Source organism: Flavobacterium ammonificans, from assembly GCF_020885975.1.
Lineage (GTDB): Bacteria > Bacteroidota > Bacteroidia > Flavobacteriales > Flavobacteriaceae > Flavobacterium > Flavobacterium ammonificans.
The window spans coordinates 385,532-404,003 of sequence record NZ_AP025183.1 but is presented as its reverse complement, the minus strand read 5'-3'; the positions used below and the strand labels follow the sequence as shown (position 1 = coordinate 404,003).

Sequence of the window (18,472 nt, the reverse complement as noted above, 5' to 3'; positions counted from 1 at the left end):
CTTTTTAAAGAAGCACAAAATTGAGTTCTGAAATTTGATTTGGAACACAGATTGGAGAAATTTTAAAGATTAGTATAAGTTCTCCAATCTGTGTTTAAATATAGTTGGGTGATTCTTGATTAAGAAAATTGCTAGTTAAGCGTTCATCAAACTTTCAATTTCCTCTACTTCAATTGGAATGTTGCGCATCAAGTTGAACGGTGAACCCTTCTCTTGTATTACTACATCATCCTCTAAACGAACACCAAAACCCTCTGCTGGAATGTATATCCCTGGCTCTACAGTAAAAACCATATTAGCCTGCATTGGCTCTGTTAAGATTCCGTAATCGTGTGTGTCCAATCCCATATGATGGGAAGTGCCGTGCATAAAATATTTTTTGTAAGCAGGCCAATCAGGATTTTCGTTTTGCACATCGGCTTTGTCAATTAAACCTAAGCCTAATAGTTCAGACGTCATTACTTTGCCTACTTCAATATGGTATTGTTTCCATAAAGCGCCTGGAGTTAGCATTTGTGTTGCTTCGTTTTTGACACGTAAAACAGCATTGTAGACTGCTTTTTGTCTTTCGGTAAATCGACCCGAAACTGGAATTGTTCTGGTCATATCACTTGAATAATTAGCATATTCAGCAGCAACGTCTAGTAATATCAAATCACCCGCTTTGCACACTTGATTGTTCTCGATATAATGCAACACATTGGCATTATTTCCTGAAGCAATAATAGGTGTATAAGCAAAACCTTTGGAACGATTGCGAAGGAATTCGTGAGCAAATTCGGCCTCGATTTCATATTCGGTTACGTCAGGTTGAACAAAAGATAAGACTCTTCTAAATCCTTTTTCGGTAATGTTGCAGGCTTTTTGGATTAACTCCAATTCTACATTTTCTTTTACCGAACGAAGGCGTTGTAATATCGGATTGCTTTTGGCTACAGCATGTGCAGGGTATTTCTCTTTCCACCATTTTACAAAACGGGCCTCACGAGTTTCGGTTTCAACTGTGGCGCGATAGTGTTCGTTGGTGTTAATGTAGATGGTTTCAGAATGTGTCATCAATTCAAACAACACTTTTTCAAATTCAGTTAACCAATACACGGTTTTAATTCCAGATACTTCAAAAGCACGTTCTTTGGTTAGCTTTTCACCTTCCCAAACAGCAATATGTTCGTTGGTTTCTCTCAAGAAAAGCATTTCTCTTTGATGCTCGTAAGGCGCATCTGGGAAAAGCAACAAGATACTTTCTTCTTGATCCACACCACTCAAATAAAAGATGTCTCGGTGCTGAGCAAAAGGCATCGTACTATCAGCACTGATAGGATAAATATCATTCGAATTGAAAACCGCTACACTTTTTGGCTTCATTTGAGCCGTGAATTTAGCGCGGTTTTTTATAAATAAATTGCGGTCTATTGGATGGTATTTCATAAAAAATAGAAATTATTAGATTACAAATCTAATCAATCCATTTGTATTAGCGCAATCTGTTTTTCGATTTGTTAAATGCTGAAATTCTTGTTTTGAACTAAGCTGTAAGGTTTTTTGAACCTTGTGGCTTTTGATTATATAGTACACTATTTTAGTTCGAAGTCGGGAGACTTCGAAGATCTGGGGCGGAAGGTGTTATTTAGTTCGTTTGATTTTAATAGGGTTTTGTCTAGAATCAAATACGTCAGCAATTTTGATTTGTTTTGCGTTTGTATCTACGGAGTAAATGATCTTATAATTTTTACAAACCAAATACCTGTATTCATTTTCTCTATCCAAAAGCAGTTCTTCTCTTTGGCTGATTTCTGGATTTAAAAGTAATTTGTTTGGTTCTGCAAGAATGTCTTGAATCAGTTTTTTAGCGACACGAACGCTGGCAAATTCTGAATAATAATTGAATATGGAGTCCAATTCATTTTCAGCATGATTGGACCAAATTATTTCAAAAGATTTCATTTGTATTTGGCCAAAAGTTGCTCGGTGGTTTTGAATTTCCCATTTTTAAAATCAACTTCTGAAGCGTCAATTCTTGAATTTAATTTCTTGATTGACATGGGTTTTACGCTAGTTTTTTCAGGAACAGACTTATTTTTCAATAAACTCTCCAATTGAGCAATGAGTTCTTCGCTTTGAAGTTTCAAAAACTCTTGAATAAATTCGTTTTTTCTAGTTTGTAAATCCATCTTAAAAATATTTGATTCAAATATACAAAATTTACCGTTTTGTAAAAACTCATTGTACAAAGTTAGGAAAAGGAGGGCTTGTGGAGTAGAAAAGCTCCCAGCTTTTGAAGGCTGGAAGCTTTGGTTTTAAACTTACTTTAGTTCGAAGCTGGGAGACTACGAAGAGCGGGTTACGAATTTGAATAATATTATTTGTTTAATAATAAACCTGCATATTTTGAATTTTCGCCTACATTATTCAGATTTATAATTGAAGTATTTCCGTTTGCAAGATCTACCGTTAATAGTGATTGCGAAACATTTCTGTCGTCTACATCATAAATTCCAATGATTTTATTTGTCGAACTATCAAAAACGAGATTTTCAAGATAAGTACTATTAATGTTAAGTGTAGCGATAATTTTAGAAGAACCATTTGCTTTGTCAATTTCTACAATTTGTTTTTTTTCAGAACTGTTACCTGAAGGTGCTCCAAAATATTTGTATCCATAAACTTTTGTAATATTAATTTTTATATTTCCAATAACTGTTGAATTTTTGTCATAAAGTAATACAATATTGCCTGATGTTGCTCCGTCTGGGATTTTAACTTTTATAAAAGTAGAACTTATTTCAGTTATTATTCCATCTATACCATTAATCTGTACTTTATAATTTATTTTTGGGTTAAAGTTTTTACCACTAATAGTAAATATATCTCCGACATTTCCAATTTCAGTTGAAATGTTACTGATAGATGGCGATTCAATTTGATTAATCTCGGAGTTATTATTACTTGAGCAACTAATAAATAAAATTACTAAAGCGATAATTGATAAAATTTGTTTCATTATAGATAAAGGTTTAATATGTTACAACTTTCTATAAGCCATGTAAACACTAATCTTATTCAAATGAATAGATCAGGAGTAGTATTTAAATACGACTAAAATTTAATTTTTTTGTCTGTAAAGGAAATTGATTTGGGGTCTATTGCAGTTACAGGGCATCACAAATGTAGGAAATTAATTGAATAATTCCCTACATTGAAAATGAATTAATATGAAAATTTGAAAAGGGGGAAAACTAAGAAATTACTCCACCCATTCGTAATATCTAGCACCGATTAAATTTGGATTTTCATTTTCTATACGGTCTAATACCCATTCGCTTTTAGGAGACTTGATACTTTGTCTCTGCTCTTTTTTATGCAGTTTTTCGTAAGTAATAAAATCAATTTCATGGCTTACTTCTAATATTTCAAACAATTTTGCTTTGGCTACAGCTAATTGCCAATCGGGTTGAATTGTACCTTCAAAAACTTTGGATTTTGACCCACTTCCGTAGGCTAAGAAACCAAATTTCTTTCCTGAAATTGGTGCGTTTGTATTGGCAAAATGCGCCAAAGTAGACAGGAATCCCATGAAAATGGAACCCGTATATAAATTTCCAATTAGTGAAGAAGCAATTTCTGCAGGCTGTAATTTTTGCATTACAAAAGCACGATACTCATCTGATTTGCTTACTTCTTTCAATTTGTTTTGGTAGTCAGCAGGAGCTTCATTGCCTGAAAGAATTGGAGTAGCGGCATCTAGCGCATAAATTTCAGTCAACATGCGGCGTCCTTGAAACGAATACGGCAAGTGCATGATGATGCTTTCCCAAGTATTGTAAATTGTTTCGGTAGTGTTTTTTAGTTTTTTGAATGAAAAATACGCATTGCGCGTACGATCCATATAGCATTGGTTGGAATATTGTCCGTCAAAAACCGGTTGATCTTTGTGAATTTCTATTTCGGCTTCTAAATTATTAAACCAAGAATCATTTAATTGGTTGCCAGTTATATCTTCTTTGGAAAGAGTTCGGTAGGGCTTGAAAAAATCAAAAACCCCTTTAGTACTGGTTGCCCATTCGTTTTCAAAAGCAATTATTTTAGGATTTGAAGTCACTAACATCGCTACAGCTCCTGCACCTTGGGTGTATTCGCCTGTCGAATTCAAATCGTATTTGGCAAAATCAGTGGTAACGACAATGGCTTTTTTATTTGGATTGAGTTGTACGAAGTCCAAGCAGTTTTGTAAAGCATCCACTCCGCCAATACAGGCAAAAGTAAAATCGACCACATCGCATTCGGCTAAAATTCCTTCGCCAAATTTTTGCTCCATCAAGGCAATTAAAAAGGAACTAATGGGTTTTGAACTATCTATCGCACTTTCAGTACCGACATAAATTCTGGAAATTTCGTTTAGATTGATTTGGTTTTCTAAAACTAATTTGGTCAAGGCATTAGCACCAAAAACAACAGTATCTTGATGTACATCGGGCAATGTCATTTTAAGTAAGCCTAGCCCTTTTTCTAGTTTTTCGGGTTCAATATTTCGCCCTTTTGCCAAAGATTTTATCGGTAAATGTAGTTGAGCAACGTCAAAAGCAATAGCGTCAATTCCTGTTTTCATTAGTTTTTTTAGTTTGTGTAAATTTAAAATTAGGGACTCAAAAAACAATTGTTTTTGACTATTAAAATCGGCGGTTTTATAATTTTTACGGATAATAAAATTAAAAGTAATTTAAACTACTAAATCTATAATTTTAGGCGCTTTCATTGCTGTATTTATAAGAATTATTAATTTAGATAGTTTTGTGAAATGTTTATGTATTGATAGGATTTAAGTCTTATTTTTATTGATTTGTTAGTATATTTTATAGAACACTTTAAAATCATTATAAATAAGAACGAAAAGGTTGTAGTTGAATTTGATTTCTCCTATTTTTGTACAACTTTTAATAAAATTTATATAAATTATTATGGCAAAATCTGCAATTCTTAAGTCTTCTATTGCTAAGAAATATTGGATGGCTTTTACAGGTTTATTTTTATGTGTGTTCTTACTAGGGCATTTAGCAGGGAATCTTCAATTAATATTTAGTGACGCATTACACTTTAATCAGTATGCGTTGTTTATGACGACCAACCCCGCTGTAAAAATTTTATCTTACGTTACCTATATTTCTATTTTATTCCATGCTATCGATGGAATTGTTTTAACTATTCAAAACAAAAAAGCAAGACCTGTTGCTTATGCGAAAACAGATGGTTCTTCCAGTTCATTTTCTTCAAGAAATATGGCGGTTTTAGGAACTATTATTTTGGTTTTTATAGTTACGCACATGGTCAATTTTTGGGCTGTAATGCATTTTGATAAAAATATGCCGTTGCAAACCATTTCGATTGGTGTTCAAGGCCAAGAACAGGAGTACTATTTAACTACAGACGGAGGTTATCTTCCAAAAGCTCAAGTAGATCAAAAAATGATTAAGATTGAAAACAGAACTGAATTCTTTGATGCTGCTGCCAATGTTAAAATTAAAGAAGGATATAAAGATTTGCACAAAATTACTGTAGCGTTCTTTAAAGATCCAAAAACAGGATTGATTGCTACTATTTTATATGTTTTGGCAATGTTTACTTTAGCATTCCATTTATTACACGGATTTCAAAGTGCGTTTCAATCGATTGGTTTGAATAGTCCAAAATATACGCCAACAATCAAAAAAGCAGGAGTTTTATTTTCAATTATTGTTCCGCTATTGTTTGCTATTATTCCTGTTTACATTCACTTTTTCTTAAAATAAATCAACATCAGAAGATATTATGAAGTTAGATTCTAAAATACCAGAAGGTCACATTTCACAGAAATGGACTGATTATAAAAATCACTTAAAATTAGTTGCTCCAAACAATAGACCAAAAATTGATATTATTGTTGTAGGAACTGGTTTGGCAGGTTCATCTGCTGCGGCATCGCTTGCAGAAATGGGTTACAATGTTAAAGCATTTTGTTTCCAAGATTCACCACGTCGTGCGCACTCTATTGCAGCACAAGGAGGAATCAATGCAGCGAAAAACTATCAAAATGATGGAGATAGTATCTATAGATTATTTTATGATACCATTAAAGGTGGAGATTATAGAGCGCGTGAGGCTAACGTTCACCGTTTAGCTGAAGTATCTGGAAATATTATTGACCAATGTGTAGCACAAGGAGTTCCTTTTGCAAGAGAATATGGCGGAATGTTAGACAACCGTTCTTTTGGAGGAACACAGGTACAACGTACTTTTTATGCTGCAGGTCAAACAGGACAACAATTATTACTAGGAGCTTATTCAGCTTTATCAAGACAAATAGGTTTAGGACGTGTTGAAATGTTCAATCGTCACGAAATGTTAGACTTAGTAAAAGTAGACGGAAAAGCTCGTGGAATTATCGCTCGTAACTTAGTTACAGGAGAAATCGAAAGGCATTCAGCTCATGCAGTAGTAATTGCTTCTGGAGGATATGGAAATGTTTATTTCCTTTCTACTAATGCGATGGGAAGTAACGTAACAGCAGGATGGAAAGTACACAAACAAGGGGCTTTATTTGCCAATCCTTGTTATGTTCAAATTCACCCAACCTGTATTCCTGTTCACGGAACTAACCAAGCGAAATTGACTTTGATGTCAGAGTCTTTGCGTAACTCAGGTCGTATTTGGGTACCTAAGAAAAAAGAAGATGCAGAAGCGGTAAGAGCAGGAAAGTTAAAGCCTTCAGATATCGCTGAAGAAGATAGAGATTATTATTTAGAGCGTAAATATCCTTCTTTTGGAAATTTAGCTCCACGAGATATTTCTTCAAGAGCCGCAAAAGAAGTGTGTGATGAAGGAAGAGGTATTGAATCTAACGATACTAATGAAGGCGTATTTTTAGATTTCTCTTCTGAAATCCAAAACAAAGGAAGACAAGCGGCTTTCGCCAAAGGAAATCATAACCCAACTGCGGAAGAAATTACTACTTTAGGAAAAGAATGGTTGAAAGAAAAGTACGGTAACTTGTTTACTATGTACCAAAAAATCACCGATGAGAATCCATATGAAACGCCAATGAAAATCTATCCGGCAGTTCACTATACTATGGGTGGAGTTTGGGTGGATTATAACTTACAATCTACTATTCCAGGATGTTTCGTTGCTGGAGAAGCTAACTTCTCTGACCACGGAGCGAATCGTTTAGGAGCTTCGGCTTTAATGCAAGGTTTGGCTGATGGTTATTTTGTATTGCCTTATACTATTTCAAACTATTTAGCAGATGATATTCGTACAGGTAAAATCTCAACTGACTTACCAGAATTTGCTGAGGCAGAGAATAGGGTGAAAGAAACAATCAACCAATTCTTGAATAATAAAGGTTCTAAATCAGTGGATCATTTCCACAAACGTTTGGGATTAATTATGTGGAATAAAGTGGGTATGAGTAGAAATGAAGCAGGTTTGAAACAAGCAATTGAAGAAATATCAGCTTTGAAAGCAGAGTTCTACAAAGAAGTAAACGTACCGGGAAGTGCAGACGAGTTAAATCCACAATTAGAGAAAGCACTTCGTGTAGCTGATTTTATTGACTTAGGATTATTGATGGCTATGGACGCTCTACAACGTAACGAATCTTGTGGAGGTCACTTCCGTGAAGAATACCAAGATGCCGAAGGTGAAACACTACGTGATGATAAAAACTTCTCATTTGTAAGTGCTTGGGAATACAAAGGGGACGATATTACGAAGGCGGAGCTTCATAAAGAAGAATTGAAATACGAGTTTATCAAAATTGCAGCTAGAAATTATAAATAATAGAATTATGTCTTCAGCAAAAAACATCAATATAACCCTTAAAATTTGGCGTCAAAAAGACTCTAAAGCAAAAGGACAATTAGAAACGTACAAATTAAATGACGTTTCTACAGCAAGTTCATTCTTGGAAATGTTAGACCAATTGAACGAGCAATTAATCAATGAAGGGACAGAACCAATTGCATTTGATCACGACTGTCGTGAAGGTATTTGCGGCATGTGTTCGTTATTTATCAACGGACGTGCTCACGGACCCGATTCAGGTGTAACTACTTGTCAATTGCACATGCGTATGTTCAATGATGGCGATACTGTTTTTGTTGAGCCATGGAGAAGTAGAGCGTTCCCAGTTATTAAAGATTTAGTAGTAGACAGAAGTGCATTTGATAGAATCCAACAAGCTGGTGGTTTCGTATCTGTAAATACTTCTGGAAATACTATTGATGCTAATGCAACGCCAATTCCTAAAGAAGATGCAGATAAAGCGTTTATGGCAGCAGCTTGTATTGGTTGTGGAGCTTGTGTAGCAACTTGTAAAAATGGTTCAGCTATGTTATTTGTTGGTGCTAAAGTATCTCAATATGCATTATTACCACAAGGTAAAGTAGAAGCAACCACTCGTGTATTGAATATGGTACGCCAAATGGACGAAGAAGGTTTCGGTAACTGTACGAATACAGGAGCTTGTGAAGTAGAATGTCCTAAAGGAATTTCACTAGAGAATATTGCTCGTATGAATAGAGAATACTTGGTAGCAAGTGTAATCTAACTCAATACCGCTTACAATAAAAAAACGCATTCCGTAATTGGGATGCGTTTTTTGTTATTAGTCTTTCCAACCCCAAGGCGCGGGAGGATTCGGAACTGTTTTTGTCAAATCAAAATGCACTGTAAATAATCGATCTGAGCCTATGCGTCTCAGATTATAAGTAAATGAAGTTTCGCTTAGAGTAATCCACCAAACGTTAGCAGCAGCATTTGGGATAGTATTATACGTTTCCTGGTCAGCTGGAAAAATTTGTACCGAAGCAGAACCTGGATTTGTACTCGTACCACCATATTGTGTTACTTTATCTTCTGATCCATCTTCATGACGGTGATCGTGTTTTAATTTGATTCGGTTGTTTTCTAATGTTAGCACCCATGTTCTGGATCTATCTTCACCAACAAAAAACGGAATTCGGATGGTTTTTGCATCACAATTTCGAACGTGCATAACGAGTTTTTTATCTTTAAAAGTGTCGTTGTTTCCTTCCTTAACTTCTCCTTCAAACGATTTTCCGCATTGTTTTTTTAGGTTTTCGAAAAATAATTCAGCACCTGATTTTTCTTGAGCAGTAAGAAATACAGTGCTTAACATTAGTAAAGCCAATAGAGTTTTTTTCATAGTATAATTTTTTACTAATATAAGTAAGTTTTAGTTAGCTGACATTTCTTATTTTTATAGAAAATAAAAAAGTATGAAAGTAGCAGTCATTCAATCGTCATTGGCTTGGGAAGACCCAAAATCCAATAGAAATTATTTCGAAGCCAAAATCAACGGAATTGCCTCGGCCGTCGATATAATCGTACTTCCTGAAATGTTTACCTCTGGATTTACCATTAATCCTCAAGTTGTAGCCGAAACTATGCAAGGCGAAACGATTTTATGGATGCAATCTTTGGCAAAAGCCAAAAACTGCGCCATTACAGGCAGTTTAGTTATAGCCGAAGGTGCTACTTTTTATAATAAAATGGTGTTTGTTTTTCCTACGGGCGAAATTCAACAGTACGACAAACGCCATTTGTTTACTTTGGCAGATGAACATGAAGTATATACGGCGGGAACACAAAAAACAATTATTGACTACAAGGGATGGAAAATTTGTCCACTCATTTGTTACGATTTGCGTTTTCCTGTTTTCTCACGCAATGTTGAGAATTACGACTTGCTGATTTATGTAGCTAGTTGGCCAAAAACTAGAATTGCCGCTTGGGATACTTTATTAAAAGCGCGCGCTATAGAAAATATGAGTTACACTATTGGTGTGAATCGTTTGGGAGTTGACGGTAATAATTTAGAATACCTTGGACATAGCCAAGTAGTTGATTATTTAGGAAATTTAGTACTAGAGCCTCAAAAAGAAGAGGGTGTTTTTATTGCGGATTTAAACAAAGAAGCGATGTTGGACACACGAAAAAAATTAGATTTTCTTAAGGATAAAGATACATTTGAATTAAAGTAAATTCGGATTTAAAATAATACTACCGCAGATTCACAGAGTATCAAAAATTTGCGAATTTGCGGTTTTTTTTAGAGGTTAATTATTTACGATTGGTATCTGTTTTCTTTTTCTCCGTTTTCTTTTTTGGTTCTGGAGCGTACGTAATACTTAAATCAAAAGCTTGCACGACATCCCAATTAGCCCGAACTTCTACTTCCTTGGAGAAGTAAATAACTTCTTCTGCGTATTGTTTTGCCAAGAAATTTCCTGGGTCGTATTGCTTATTTTTATTGTCGTCATATATAGCACGCAAAGTATATTTAGCTGGCTGAATCAAGCTAAAATCTAGTGTAGTCTCTTTTTCAGTATAGTTCGAAACGATAGTTTCGCCTTTGTCATTAGTTAATTCTACAAGAACAGGAAAGCGTTTCACGTTTTGAAGATTAACAATCAAATTACCATAGTTTTCTAGTGAATTACTATTGATTTTAAAATCCAAACTATCATTTACTTTATCGAATAAATCAGTTACTGCTCCGGGTGATAATTTGAATTGGTAGGCCTCATCTGCTTCCCGTTTAAAATTCAAATAGAGTAATTGATGGAACTCATCGTAATCAGTGGTAAACGGAATGGCTTTTGATAGATTGTTTACTAAGCTCATTTTGCTTTTGTCAAATTGGACTAGTGGTGTTGCGCTTTCAAGAGCAAAACGTTCTTTAGGATTCAAGCTACCTTGTTGGTTTATTTTGATATCCAAAGTGTCTTTTTTGAGTTCCCTGTATTTGAAAGTAAAACTATTTTTATACTTATTTTGTTTCACTTCTATGGTTAAAGAGTCAGCTTTAATAGGACGGTACCAAACCTGTAATGAATCTTTTTTAGGAAATTGAGTGATTATAGTTGGTATGATTTGTCCTTTATTTTTTAAAGTAATGCTGGGTCTATTTTCTTTTAGTTTTAAATTCCCTTCGTAAGCCATAAGTAAACGATTTCCTGACGCTAGTGCAGGTTTGAATGCTTTAAAAGGCAAGTTCTCTTTGAATAATTCCAATTCGAATACCGTATCATTTGGCACCGAAATGAATTGTTTCAAAAACCCAATTTTGTCTTTTTTTGAATCGAATTTATTGTTGGAATTGTAATCCTTCATAGCGACCAAAAGGTATTTTCCAGCTTTAAGATTTTCCAAACGAAAGATTTTCAAACTGTCTAACGTATTGGTAACATAACGCGGCGTTTGTTTGTAAACAATTGAGTCGTTATAATTGGCATTTACATCATACAACATAACAGAAACAAAGGACTCTACTTCTTTAAAGTAAGCGTCTTTTACTTTGCCACTAATGGCAAGAGAGTCGATCGTTTTTCCAGTAGAAAAGACATATTTAAATTGGTTCAAGGCATTTCCCTCGTTGTTATCTGTAATTCCTTGACCAAAGTTAAAACTGTAGGTTGTATTCTCTTGTAAGGTGTCTTTGATTGCAATTGTGATAATTTTACTTGCGGTACTAGGTAAAATCAAGGGCTCATTTTTCATGGGCGGCGAAATAATAAGCTGCTTTTTCAAGTCTTTTAACTTGATGAATTCATCAAAAGTTAATTTAATGGTGTTGCCTTTAAATTCGGTAGTAAAGTTTTTTGGAAAACTGGCTTTCAATACTGGAGCAATAGTGTCTTTTGCACCGCCAGTAATGTTCCCTCTTTTAGCACAACTAGCCAGAAGAACTAACAATAAAGCAATACAGTAATTTAAAAAGGACTTGCCCATAACGAATTGAAAATTTGATGTCACAAAATAACAACTATATTTAATGGAATGGAAACTTTTTAGCGAAATATTATGGGGTTGTGATTCGGAATTTGGTTTGGAATTCTGTATTTTTAAACCGAAATAGAAGTCAATACCATGAGAAAAATAGAACATATCGGAATTGCAGTAAAAGATCTAGACGTATCTAACGCGCTTTTTGAAAAGTTGTTTGGAGCGCCAGCCTACAAAGCGGAAGAAGTTGCAAGTGAAGGCGTAACCACTTCGTTTTTTATGAACGGCCCAAACAAAATCGAATTGTTAGCAGCAACTAATCCAGATAGTCCAATAGCAAAGTTTATCGAGAAAAAAGGCGAGGGGATTCATCACATTGCGTTTGATGTAGAAGATATTGTATCCGAAATTGCCCGACTGCAACAAGAAGGGTTTGTGGTATTAAATGAAATACCTAAGAAAGGTGCCGACAATAAGTTAGTAGCCTTTTTACATCCCAAAAGCACCAATGGCGTCTTGATTGAATTGTGTCAAGAAATTCCGCAATAGTACGCTCACAATCAGGAGGTTTCTTATAGACCCCAATAGAATTAGTTAGTTTTTTTAAAACTGCTTTAAAAATAGTTGCGGCAAATTAAAAATAGTAGTAATATTGCACACTCTTAACTGGTCCTATAGCTCAGTTGGTTAGAGCACCTGACTCATAATCAGGTGGTCCCTGGTTCGAGCCCAGGTGGGACCACAAAAAGCCTTTCAAGTAATTGAGAGGCTTTTTTTCTTTTTTTCCAACAGATTAAAATCCGTTGTTACGATATGGGTCGTTGCCTTCGAGAGCCTCAGGCAACGTGAAAGAGCCATAGGCTCGATTGATTTTAGAACCTGAAACGAGTTCAGGTTGACAAAAGTTCTTTTCGGTCGAAATTGCGTTATCGGTTCCCGTACAAACGACTTACATATTTCCCAATCACGTCAAATTCTAAATTAATAACAGTACCAATTTGAAAGGCATTGAAATTAGTGTGTTCATAGGTATATGGAATAATCGCTACACTAAATTGATTTTGCTTGGAATTAACTACGGTCAAACTTACTCCGTTTACGGTAATCGAACCTTTTTCGATAGTAATATTGTTCGCCGCTGAGTCATATTCAAAAGTGTAGTGCCAACTTCCGCCAGCTTCTTCAATTGCAATACAGGTTCCGGTTTGATCCACATGTCCTTGAACAATGTGGCCGTCCAAACGATCACCCAGTTTCATGGCGCGTTCTAAATTGACAGTATCGCCCACTTTCCAATGCGATAAATTGGTTTTATTGATGGTCTCTGCAATCGCGGTTACAGTATAGGTGTTGTCTTTAATCGCAACCACCGTTAGGCATACGCCATTATGCGCCACACTTTGGTCAATTTTCAACTCGCCAGTGATGCTTGATGCCACCCTAATATGAACATTTTCTTGGTCTTTTTGTATTTCTTGAACCCTTCCGAGTGTTTCTATAATCCCTGTAAACATTTCTTGTTTTATTTTACTAAATTTGCACTTCAAAATTAGTAATAAATAACCTCAGGGCAGTATGAAAAAAGCAGAAAATATAATTGTTGGAATTTCGATAGGAGATTTAAACGGTATTGGAAGCGAAGTCGTTCTAAAAACATTCGAAGATGCGAGAATGTTAGAATTGTGTACGCCGGTTATTTTTGCCAATGTAAAACAACTTTCGTTCATCAAACGCAACTTGGAATCAGAGATTCATCTTCACGGAATTGACCGTTTGGATCAATTGGTTCTTGGAAAAGTGAATGTACTCAACGTTTGGAGAGAAGGTTTTGATTTGAATTTAGGAACTAATGATGAAACGGTTGGCGAATATGCAATCAAATCATTTGTAGCAGCTACTCAAGCTTTGAAAGAAGGTAAGGTAGATGTTTTGGTCACTGCGCCAATTAACAAATACAACATACAATCAGATACGTTTAAATTTCCGGGTCATACCGATTATTTAGCACAAGAATTAGAAGGCGATGCGTTAATGTTTATGGTGCAAGACAATCTGCGCGTAGGATTATTAACGGATCATATTCCGGTGAGTGAAGTAGCTTCGCATTTGACAGAAGCCTTGATTACTAAAAAAATCGAAACGATTAAACAATCTTTGATTCAGGATTTTAGCATCAACAAACCCAGAATTGCAGTTTTAGGAGTGAATCCCCATTGTGGTGATGGTGGAGTAATAGGGAATGAAGACGATGCGATTTTAAAACCTACTTTGAAAAAGATTTTTGAAAAAGGCACTTTGGTTTTTGGACCTTTCCCGGCTGACGGATTCTTTGGAAGCAACCAATATGAGAAGTACGATGCAGTTATTGCTACCTATCACGATCAAGGCTTGATTCCGTTCAAGACCTTGTCTTTTGGTAATGGGGTGAATTATACCGCAGGATTGAATAAAATTAGAACGTCTCCAGATCACGGAACGGCATACGATATCGCTGGAAAAGGAATTGCAGATTTCAATTCGTTCAAAGAGGCGGTTTATTTAGCGATTGATATTTTTCATTCGAGAAATCAATACCATGAAATCAGCCAAAATCCTTTAAAAATAAGACCGAAACAAGAGTTTTCAAAAAAAGGAGAATAAGGCTATTGGATTTATAATAATTTTATATCTTTGCGCTCCCGTAGTTCAGGGTAAAATGTTGTTTAAATGAAGAAGACTAAAGAATATTTAATTCCGTTTGTAGGATTAAAGCTAGGGAAACATCATTTTGAATATCAAATAGACAATGCGTTCTTTGACATCTTTGATTATGACGAATTTCAAAATTCAAGTATCAAAGTAAATGTAGTTTTAGAGAAAAAGTCCAACATGCTGGAAATCAGTTTTAAGCATGAAGGAATAGTAAATGTACCCTGTGATGTAACAGGAGAAGATTTTGATTTGCCAATCAAAAGCAAAATGAAATTGATTGTTCGCTTTGGTGAAGAATTCAATAATGATAACGAAGAGTTATTGATTTTGCCTTTCGGCGAATTTGAAGTCGATATTGCACAGTATATTTATGAGATGATTGTACTTTCAGTACCTCTAAGACGAGTTCATCCAGGAGTTAAAGATGGGACTTTAGAGTCAGAAGCTTTAAAAAAACTGAATGAATTAGCAGTCAAAGAAACCAAAAAAGAGAATAAACAAGAAGAAAATATTGACCCTAGATGGGACAAATTAAAGCAACTATTAACGGATAAATAATATAGTAAAATGGCACATCCTAAGAGAAAAATCTCGAAAACAAGAAGAGATAAGAGAAGAACACATTACAAAGCAACTGTAGCTCAAATCGCTACTTGTCCTATTACAGGAGAAGCGCACTTATACCACAGAGCGTATTGGCACGAAGGCAAAATGTACTACAGAGGGCAAGTGGTTATCGATAAATCAGAGGCTGTTGCTTAATACATTTTTGTAGCTAAAATAGAACTCTCACGATGTGAGAGTTTTTTTTGTTGCCTATTATTTTCTACAAATTAGACTGTTTAAAGATTCGGATTAGAAAATTTTTTGTAATTTTCAATTCTTTTACAATTTCTCAAATGCCTAGCATTTGATAGTAATAAATGAATACTAATGAGTACAATTACAGCCGCAATTACCGCTGTTGGAGCTTATGTTCCTGATTTTGTTTTGACCAACGATATTTTACAAACGATGGTAGATACAAATGACGAATGGATAACTGCTCGTACAGGAATTAAAGAAAGACGTATTCTTAAAGACGATAGCAAAGGAACTTCCTACCTTGCTATTATGGCTGCTAAAGATTTAATGGCCAAAGCCAATCTAAATCCATTAGAAATAGATTTAGTAATTGTGGCAACTGCCACTGCCGATATGCCCGTAGCCTCAACGGCTGCTTATGTGGCAACTGAAATAGGTGCAACTAACGCATTTGGTTACGATTTACAAGCCGCTTGTTCTAGCTTCTTATTCGGAATGTCAACTGCCGCCGCCTACATTCAATCTGGAAGATATAAAAAAGTATTACTTATTGGAGCCGATAAAATGTCGTCTATCGTTGATTACACAGATCGTGCTACTTGTATCATATTTGGTGATGGTGCTGGTGCTGTTTTGTTTGAGCCTAACCATGAAGGTTTAGGTTTGCAAGACGAATACCTACGTTCTGATGGTGTGGGCCGTGATTTCTTAAAAATTACAGCTGGAGGTTCTCTAATGCCAACTACAATAGATACAGTAAAAGATAAAAAGCATAACATTATTCAAGACGGGAAAACTGTTTTTAAATATGCTGTGACTAATATGGCAGATGCCAGTGAACAAATCTTGAAACGAAATAACTTGACGAATCATGATGTTGATTGGTTAGTGCCACACCAAGCTAATAAGCGCATTATTGATGCTACTGCTCAAAGAATGAACTTAGAAGATAGTAAAGTGCTAATGAATATTGAAAGATACGGCAATACAACTTCAGCTACCCTACCGCTAGTATTGAGTGATTTCGAAAAACAATTTAAAAAAGGGGATACAATAATATTTGCTGCTTTTGGTGGTGGATTTACTTGGGGTGCTATTTACTTAAAATGGGCCTACGACAAAAAATAAATGTAAACTAAAAACAAATCATTATGGATTTAAAAGAAATTCAAAACCTAATCAAATTTGTTGCAAACTCAGGTGTTGCAGAGGTAAAGTTGGAAATGGACGATGTAAAGGTAACCATCAGAACCACTTTAGAAGGAAACACTACAGAAACTACTTATGTGCAGCAAATGCCAGCACAACCTGTTCTTCAACAAGCTGTAATACCTCAAGCGATTGCTCCAGCAGCAGCTGCTCCAGCTACTCCTGCTGCTCCAGCAGCCGAAGATTCAAAATATGTTACAATTAAATCACCAATTATTGGAACTTTCTACAGAAAACCATCTCCAGACAAACCAGTTTTTGTTGAGGTGGGAAGTACTATCGGAAAAGGAGATGTTTTGTGTGTAATTGAAGCTATGAAATTATTCAACGAAATCGAATCAGAAGTTTCAGGTAAAATCGTTAAAATTTTAGTGGATGATATGTCTCCAGTAGAATTTGATCAACCATTATTCTTAGTAGATCCATCATAATTTAATAGTTTAAAAGTTTAGGAGTTTAGAAGTTTAAGTGTTTTTTTAACCTATTTCTACTAAACCCCTAAGCCCATAAACTTCTAAACTAACAAAGTATGTTTAAAAAAATATTAATTGCAAATAGAGGAGAGATTGCACTTCGTGTTATTCGTACTTGCAAGGAAATGGGAATCAAAACAGTTGCTGTTTATTCTACTGCAGATGCGGAAAGTTTACACGTAAAATTTGCAGATGAAGCAGTTTGTATTGGCCCTCCACCAAGTAATTTATCCTATTTGAAAATGTCCAATATTATTGCAGCAGCAGAAATTACCAATGCTGACGCAATTCATCCAGGATACGGTTTCCTTTCTGAAAATTCAAAATTCTCAAAAATCTGTCAAGAGCACGGTATCAAGTTTATTGGTGCAGCTCCTGAAATGATTGACAGAATGGGAGACAAAGCTTCGGCCAAATCAACTATGATTGAAGCAGGAGTTCCTTGTGTTCCAGGTTCTGTTGGAATTTTAGAATCGTACGAACAAGCAGCTGAATTAGCAAACCAATTTGGTTACCCAGTAATGCTTAAAGCTACCGCTGGTGGTGGTGGAAAAGGAATGCGTGCGGTTTGGGCAGAAGAGGATCTATTAAAAGCGTGGGAAAGTGCGCGACAAGAATCGGCAGCTGCTTTTGGAAATGACGGAATGTACTTGGAGAAATTAATCGAAGAGCCGCGTCACATTGAAATCCAAATCGTTGGAGATTCATACGGCAAAGCTTGTCACCTTTCTGAAAGAGATTGTTCTGTACAACGTCGTCACCAAAAATTAACTGAAGAAACCCCTTCGCCATTTATGACCGATGAATTGCGTCAGAAAATGGGAGAAGCTGCTGTGAAAGCAGCTGAATATATCAAATATGAGGGAGCTGGAACAGTAGAATTTTTGGTAGACAAACACCGTAATTTCTATTTCATGGAAATGAACACGCGTATTCAAGTAGAACACCCAATTACTGAACAAGTAATAGATTACGACTTGATTCGTGAGCAAATATTAGTAGCAGCTGGTGTGCCAATTTCTGGTAAAAATTATTTGCCACAATTACACGCTATAGAATGTCGTATCAATGCCGAAGATCCATATAACGATTTCCGTCCGTCACCAGGAAAAATTACCACCTTGCACATGCCAGGAGGACACGGTGTACGTTTAGATACGCACGTATATTCAGGCTATTCTATTCCGCCAAACTACGATTCGATGATTGCTAAGTTGATTACCACAGCGCAAACACGTGAAGAGGCAATTAGCAAAATGAGAAGAGCTTTAGATGAGTTTGTGATTGAAGGAATTAAAACTACAATTCCGTTCCACAGACAGTTAATGGATGATCCTCGTTATATTGCTGGGGATTATACTACAGCGTTTATGGATACATTTAAAATGAATGATCCGGAATAAAAGACACTTATATTACATTTAAAAACCTTGCAGTAATGCAAGGTTTTTTGTTTTAAAGCATATTATTTTTGTAGTTTAAGTAAGCTTTTCAATCTTTTTGTTGTGTCTTGA

General features: G+C 35.5%; 19 protein-coding genes and 1 tRNA gene. 12 read left to right on the top strand and 8 right to left on the bottom strand.

What is annotated here, in order from left to right:
- Nucleotides 1-135: 135 nt before the first annotated feature.
- The 5 genes from LPC23_RS01880 to LPC23_RS01860 all read right to left on the bottom strand — a co-directional run bounded on the left by LPC23_RS01880 (nt 136) and on the right by LPC23_RS01860 (nt 4,606).
- Entirely contained in the window at nt 136-1,428 is a 1,293-nt protein-coding gene (locus LPC23_RS01880; protein ID WP_229330621.1) for an aminopeptidase P family protein, read from the bottom strand.
- A gap of 195 nt (nt 1,429-1,623) precedes the next feature.
- Nucleotides 1,624-1,944, bottom strand: a complete 321-nt coding sequence (locus tag LPC23_RS01875) for a type II toxin-antitoxin system RelE/ParE family toxin (protein ID WP_229330619.1) — start codon at nt 1,942-1,944, stop codon at nt 1,624-1,626.
- Nucleotides 1,941-2,171 (bottom strand): hypothetical protein, encoded by a 231-nt coding sequence (locus tag LPC23_RS01870; protein WP_229330617.1) that lies wholly within the window; start codon nt 2,169-2,171, stop codon nt 1,941-1,943. The genes LPC23_RS01875 and LPC23_RS01870 overlap by 4 nt, the downstream gene beginning before the upstream one ends.
- A gap of 188 nt (nt 2,172-2,359) precedes the next feature.
- Nucleotides 2,360-3,001 carry an IPT/TIG domain-containing protein gene (locus LPC23_RS01865; RefSeq protein ID WP_229330615.1) on the bottom strand — a complete coding sequence of 214 codons (642 nt, stop codon included), beginning with the start codon at nt 2,999-3,001 and terminating at the stop codon, nt 2,360-2,362.
- Nucleotides 3,002-3,244: 243 nt separating this feature from the next.
- Nucleotides 3,245-4,606, bottom strand: coding sequence for a hydroxymethylglutaryl-CoA synthase family protein (locus LPC23_RS01860; RefSeq protein ID WP_229330613.1), 1,362 nt, complete (start codon nt 4,604-4,606; stop codon nt 3,245-3,247).
- 349 nt (nt 4,607-4,955) lie between these two features.
- Here LPC23_RS01860 and LPC23_RS01855 point away from each other — a divergent pair, with 349 nt between their 5' ends.
- Genes LPC23_RS01855 through LPC23_RS01845 form a run of 3 tightly spaced genes read left to right on the top strand, consistent with a single transcriptional unit; the run spans nt 4,956 to nt 8,581 of the window.
- Nucleotides 4,956-5,783, top strand: coding sequence for a succinate dehydrogenase cytochrome b subunit (locus LPC23_RS01855; RefSeq protein ID WP_229325984.1), 828 nt, complete (start codon nt 4,956-4,958; stop codon nt 5,781-5,783).
- Between the two features lie 19 nt (nt 5,784-5,802).
- The gene (locus LPC23_RS01850; protein WP_229330611.1) at nt 5,803-7,812 is read left to right on the top strand and encodes a fumarate reductase/succinate dehydrogenase flavoprotein subunit; all 2,010 of its coding nucleotides are present in this window, start codon (nt 5,803-5,805) and stop codon (nt 7,810-7,812) included.
- Between the two features lie 7 nt (nt 7,813-7,819).
- The gene (locus LPC23_RS01845; RefSeq protein ID WP_229325980.1) at nt 7,820-8,581 is read left to right on the top strand and encodes a succinate dehydrogenase/fumarate reductase iron-sulfur subunit; all 762 of its coding nucleotides are present in this window, start codon (nt 7,820-7,822) and stop codon (nt 8,579-8,581) included.
- Between the two features lie 57 nt (nt 8,582-8,638).
- On the opposite strand, the gene LPC23_RS01840 is transcribed toward LPC23_RS01845, so the two are convergent.
- Nucleotides 8,639-9,199 (bottom strand): hypothetical protein, encoded by a 561-nt coding sequence (locus LPC23_RS01840; RefSeq protein WP_229325979.1) that lies wholly within the window; start codon nt 9,197-9,199, stop codon nt 8,639-8,641.
- Nucleotides 9,200-9,272: 73 nt separating this feature from the next.
- Between LPC23_RS01840 and LPC23_RS01835 the strand changes: the two genes are divergently transcribed.
- On the top strand, nt 9,273-10,037 hold the full coding sequence (locus LPC23_RS01835; protein ID WP_229330609.1) for an amidohydrolase: 765 nt from the start codon (nt 9,273-9,275) through the stop codon (nt 10,035-10,037).
- A gap of 79 nt (nt 10,038-10,116) precedes the next feature.
- Here LPC23_RS01835 and LPC23_RS01830 read toward each other — a convergent pair whose 3' ends face one another.
- A complete protein-coding gene (locus LPC23_RS01830) occupies nt 10,117-11,811 on the bottom strand; it encodes an Ig-like domain-containing domain (RefSeq protein ID WP_338032150.1) in 1,695 nt (564 codons plus the stop codon).
- Between the two features lie 114 nt (nt 11,812-11,925).
- Between LPC23_RS01830 and mce the strand changes: the two genes are divergently transcribed.
- Together mce and LPC23_RS01820 are read left to right on the top strand one after the other, a co-directional pair.
- Complete coding sequence (gene mce / locus LPC23_RS01825; RefSeq protein WP_229330607.1) at nt 11,926-12,330, top strand: methylmalonyl-CoA epimerase; 405 nt, start codon at nt 11,926-11,928, stop codon at nt 12,328-12,330.
- 119 nt (nt 12,331-12,449) lie between these two features.
- A tRNA-Ile gene (locus tag LPC23_RS01820) sits at nt 12,450-12,523 on the top strand.
- A gap of 184 nt (nt 12,524-12,707) precedes the next feature.
- Here LPC23_RS01820 and LPC23_RS01815 read toward each other — a convergent pair.
- The gene (locus tag LPC23_RS01815; RefSeq protein ID WP_229330605.1) at nt 12,708-13,295 is read right to left on the bottom strand and encodes a riboflavin synthase; all 588 of its coding nucleotides are present in this window, start codon (nt 13,293-13,295) and stop codon (nt 12,708-12,710) included.
- A 61-nt stretch (nt 13,296-13,356) separates the two neighbouring features.
- Here LPC23_RS01815 and pdxA point away from each other — a divergent pair, with 61 nt between their 5' ends.
- The 6 genes from pdxA (at nt 13,357) to accC (ending at nt 18,361) form a co-directional block, all read left to right on the top strand.
- Complete coding sequence (pdxA, locus tag LPC23_RS01810; protein ID WP_229330603.1) at nt 13,357-14,421, top strand: 4-hydroxythreonine-4-phosphate dehydrogenase PdxA; 1,065 nt, start codon at nt 13,357-13,359, stop codon at nt 14,419-14,421.
- 66 nt (nt 14,422-14,487) lie between these two features.
- Nucleotides 14,488-15,030, top strand: a complete 543-nt coding sequence (locus tag LPC23_RS01805) for a YceD family protein (protein WP_229330601.1) — start codon at nt 14,488-14,490, stop codon at nt 15,028-15,030.
- A 9-nt stretch (nt 15,031-15,039) separates the two neighbouring features.
- Nucleotides 15,040-15,234 carry a 50S ribosomal protein L32 gene (rpmF, locus tag LPC23_RS01800; protein WP_031455170.1) on the top strand — a complete coding sequence of 65 codons (195 nt, stop codon included), beginning with the start codon at nt 15,040-15,042 and terminating at the stop codon, nt 15,232-15,234.
- Between the two features lie 171 nt (nt 15,235-15,405).
- The gene (locus LPC23_RS01795; RefSeq protein ID WP_229330598.1) at nt 15,406-16,404 is read left to right on the top strand and encodes a beta-ketoacyl-ACP synthase III; all 999 of its coding nucleotides are present in this window, start codon (nt 15,406-15,408) and stop codon (nt 16,402-16,404) included.
- 23 nt (nt 16,405-16,427) lie between these two features.
- Nucleotides 16,428-16,916 carry an acetyl-CoA carboxylase biotin carboxyl carrier protein gene (accB, locus tag LPC23_RS01790; RefSeq protein ID WP_229330596.1) on the top strand — a complete coding sequence of 163 codons (489 nt, stop codon included), beginning with the start codon at nt 16,428-16,430 and terminating at the stop codon, nt 16,914-16,916.
- Nucleotides 16,917-17,014: 98 nt separating this feature from the next.
- Nucleotides 17,015-18,361, top strand: coding sequence for an acetyl-CoA carboxylase biotin carboxylase subunit (accC, locus tag LPC23_RS01785; protein WP_229325930.1), 1,347 nt, complete (start codon nt 17,015-17,017; stop codon nt 18,359-18,361).
- Nucleotides 18,362-18,472 lie beyond the last annotated feature (111 nt).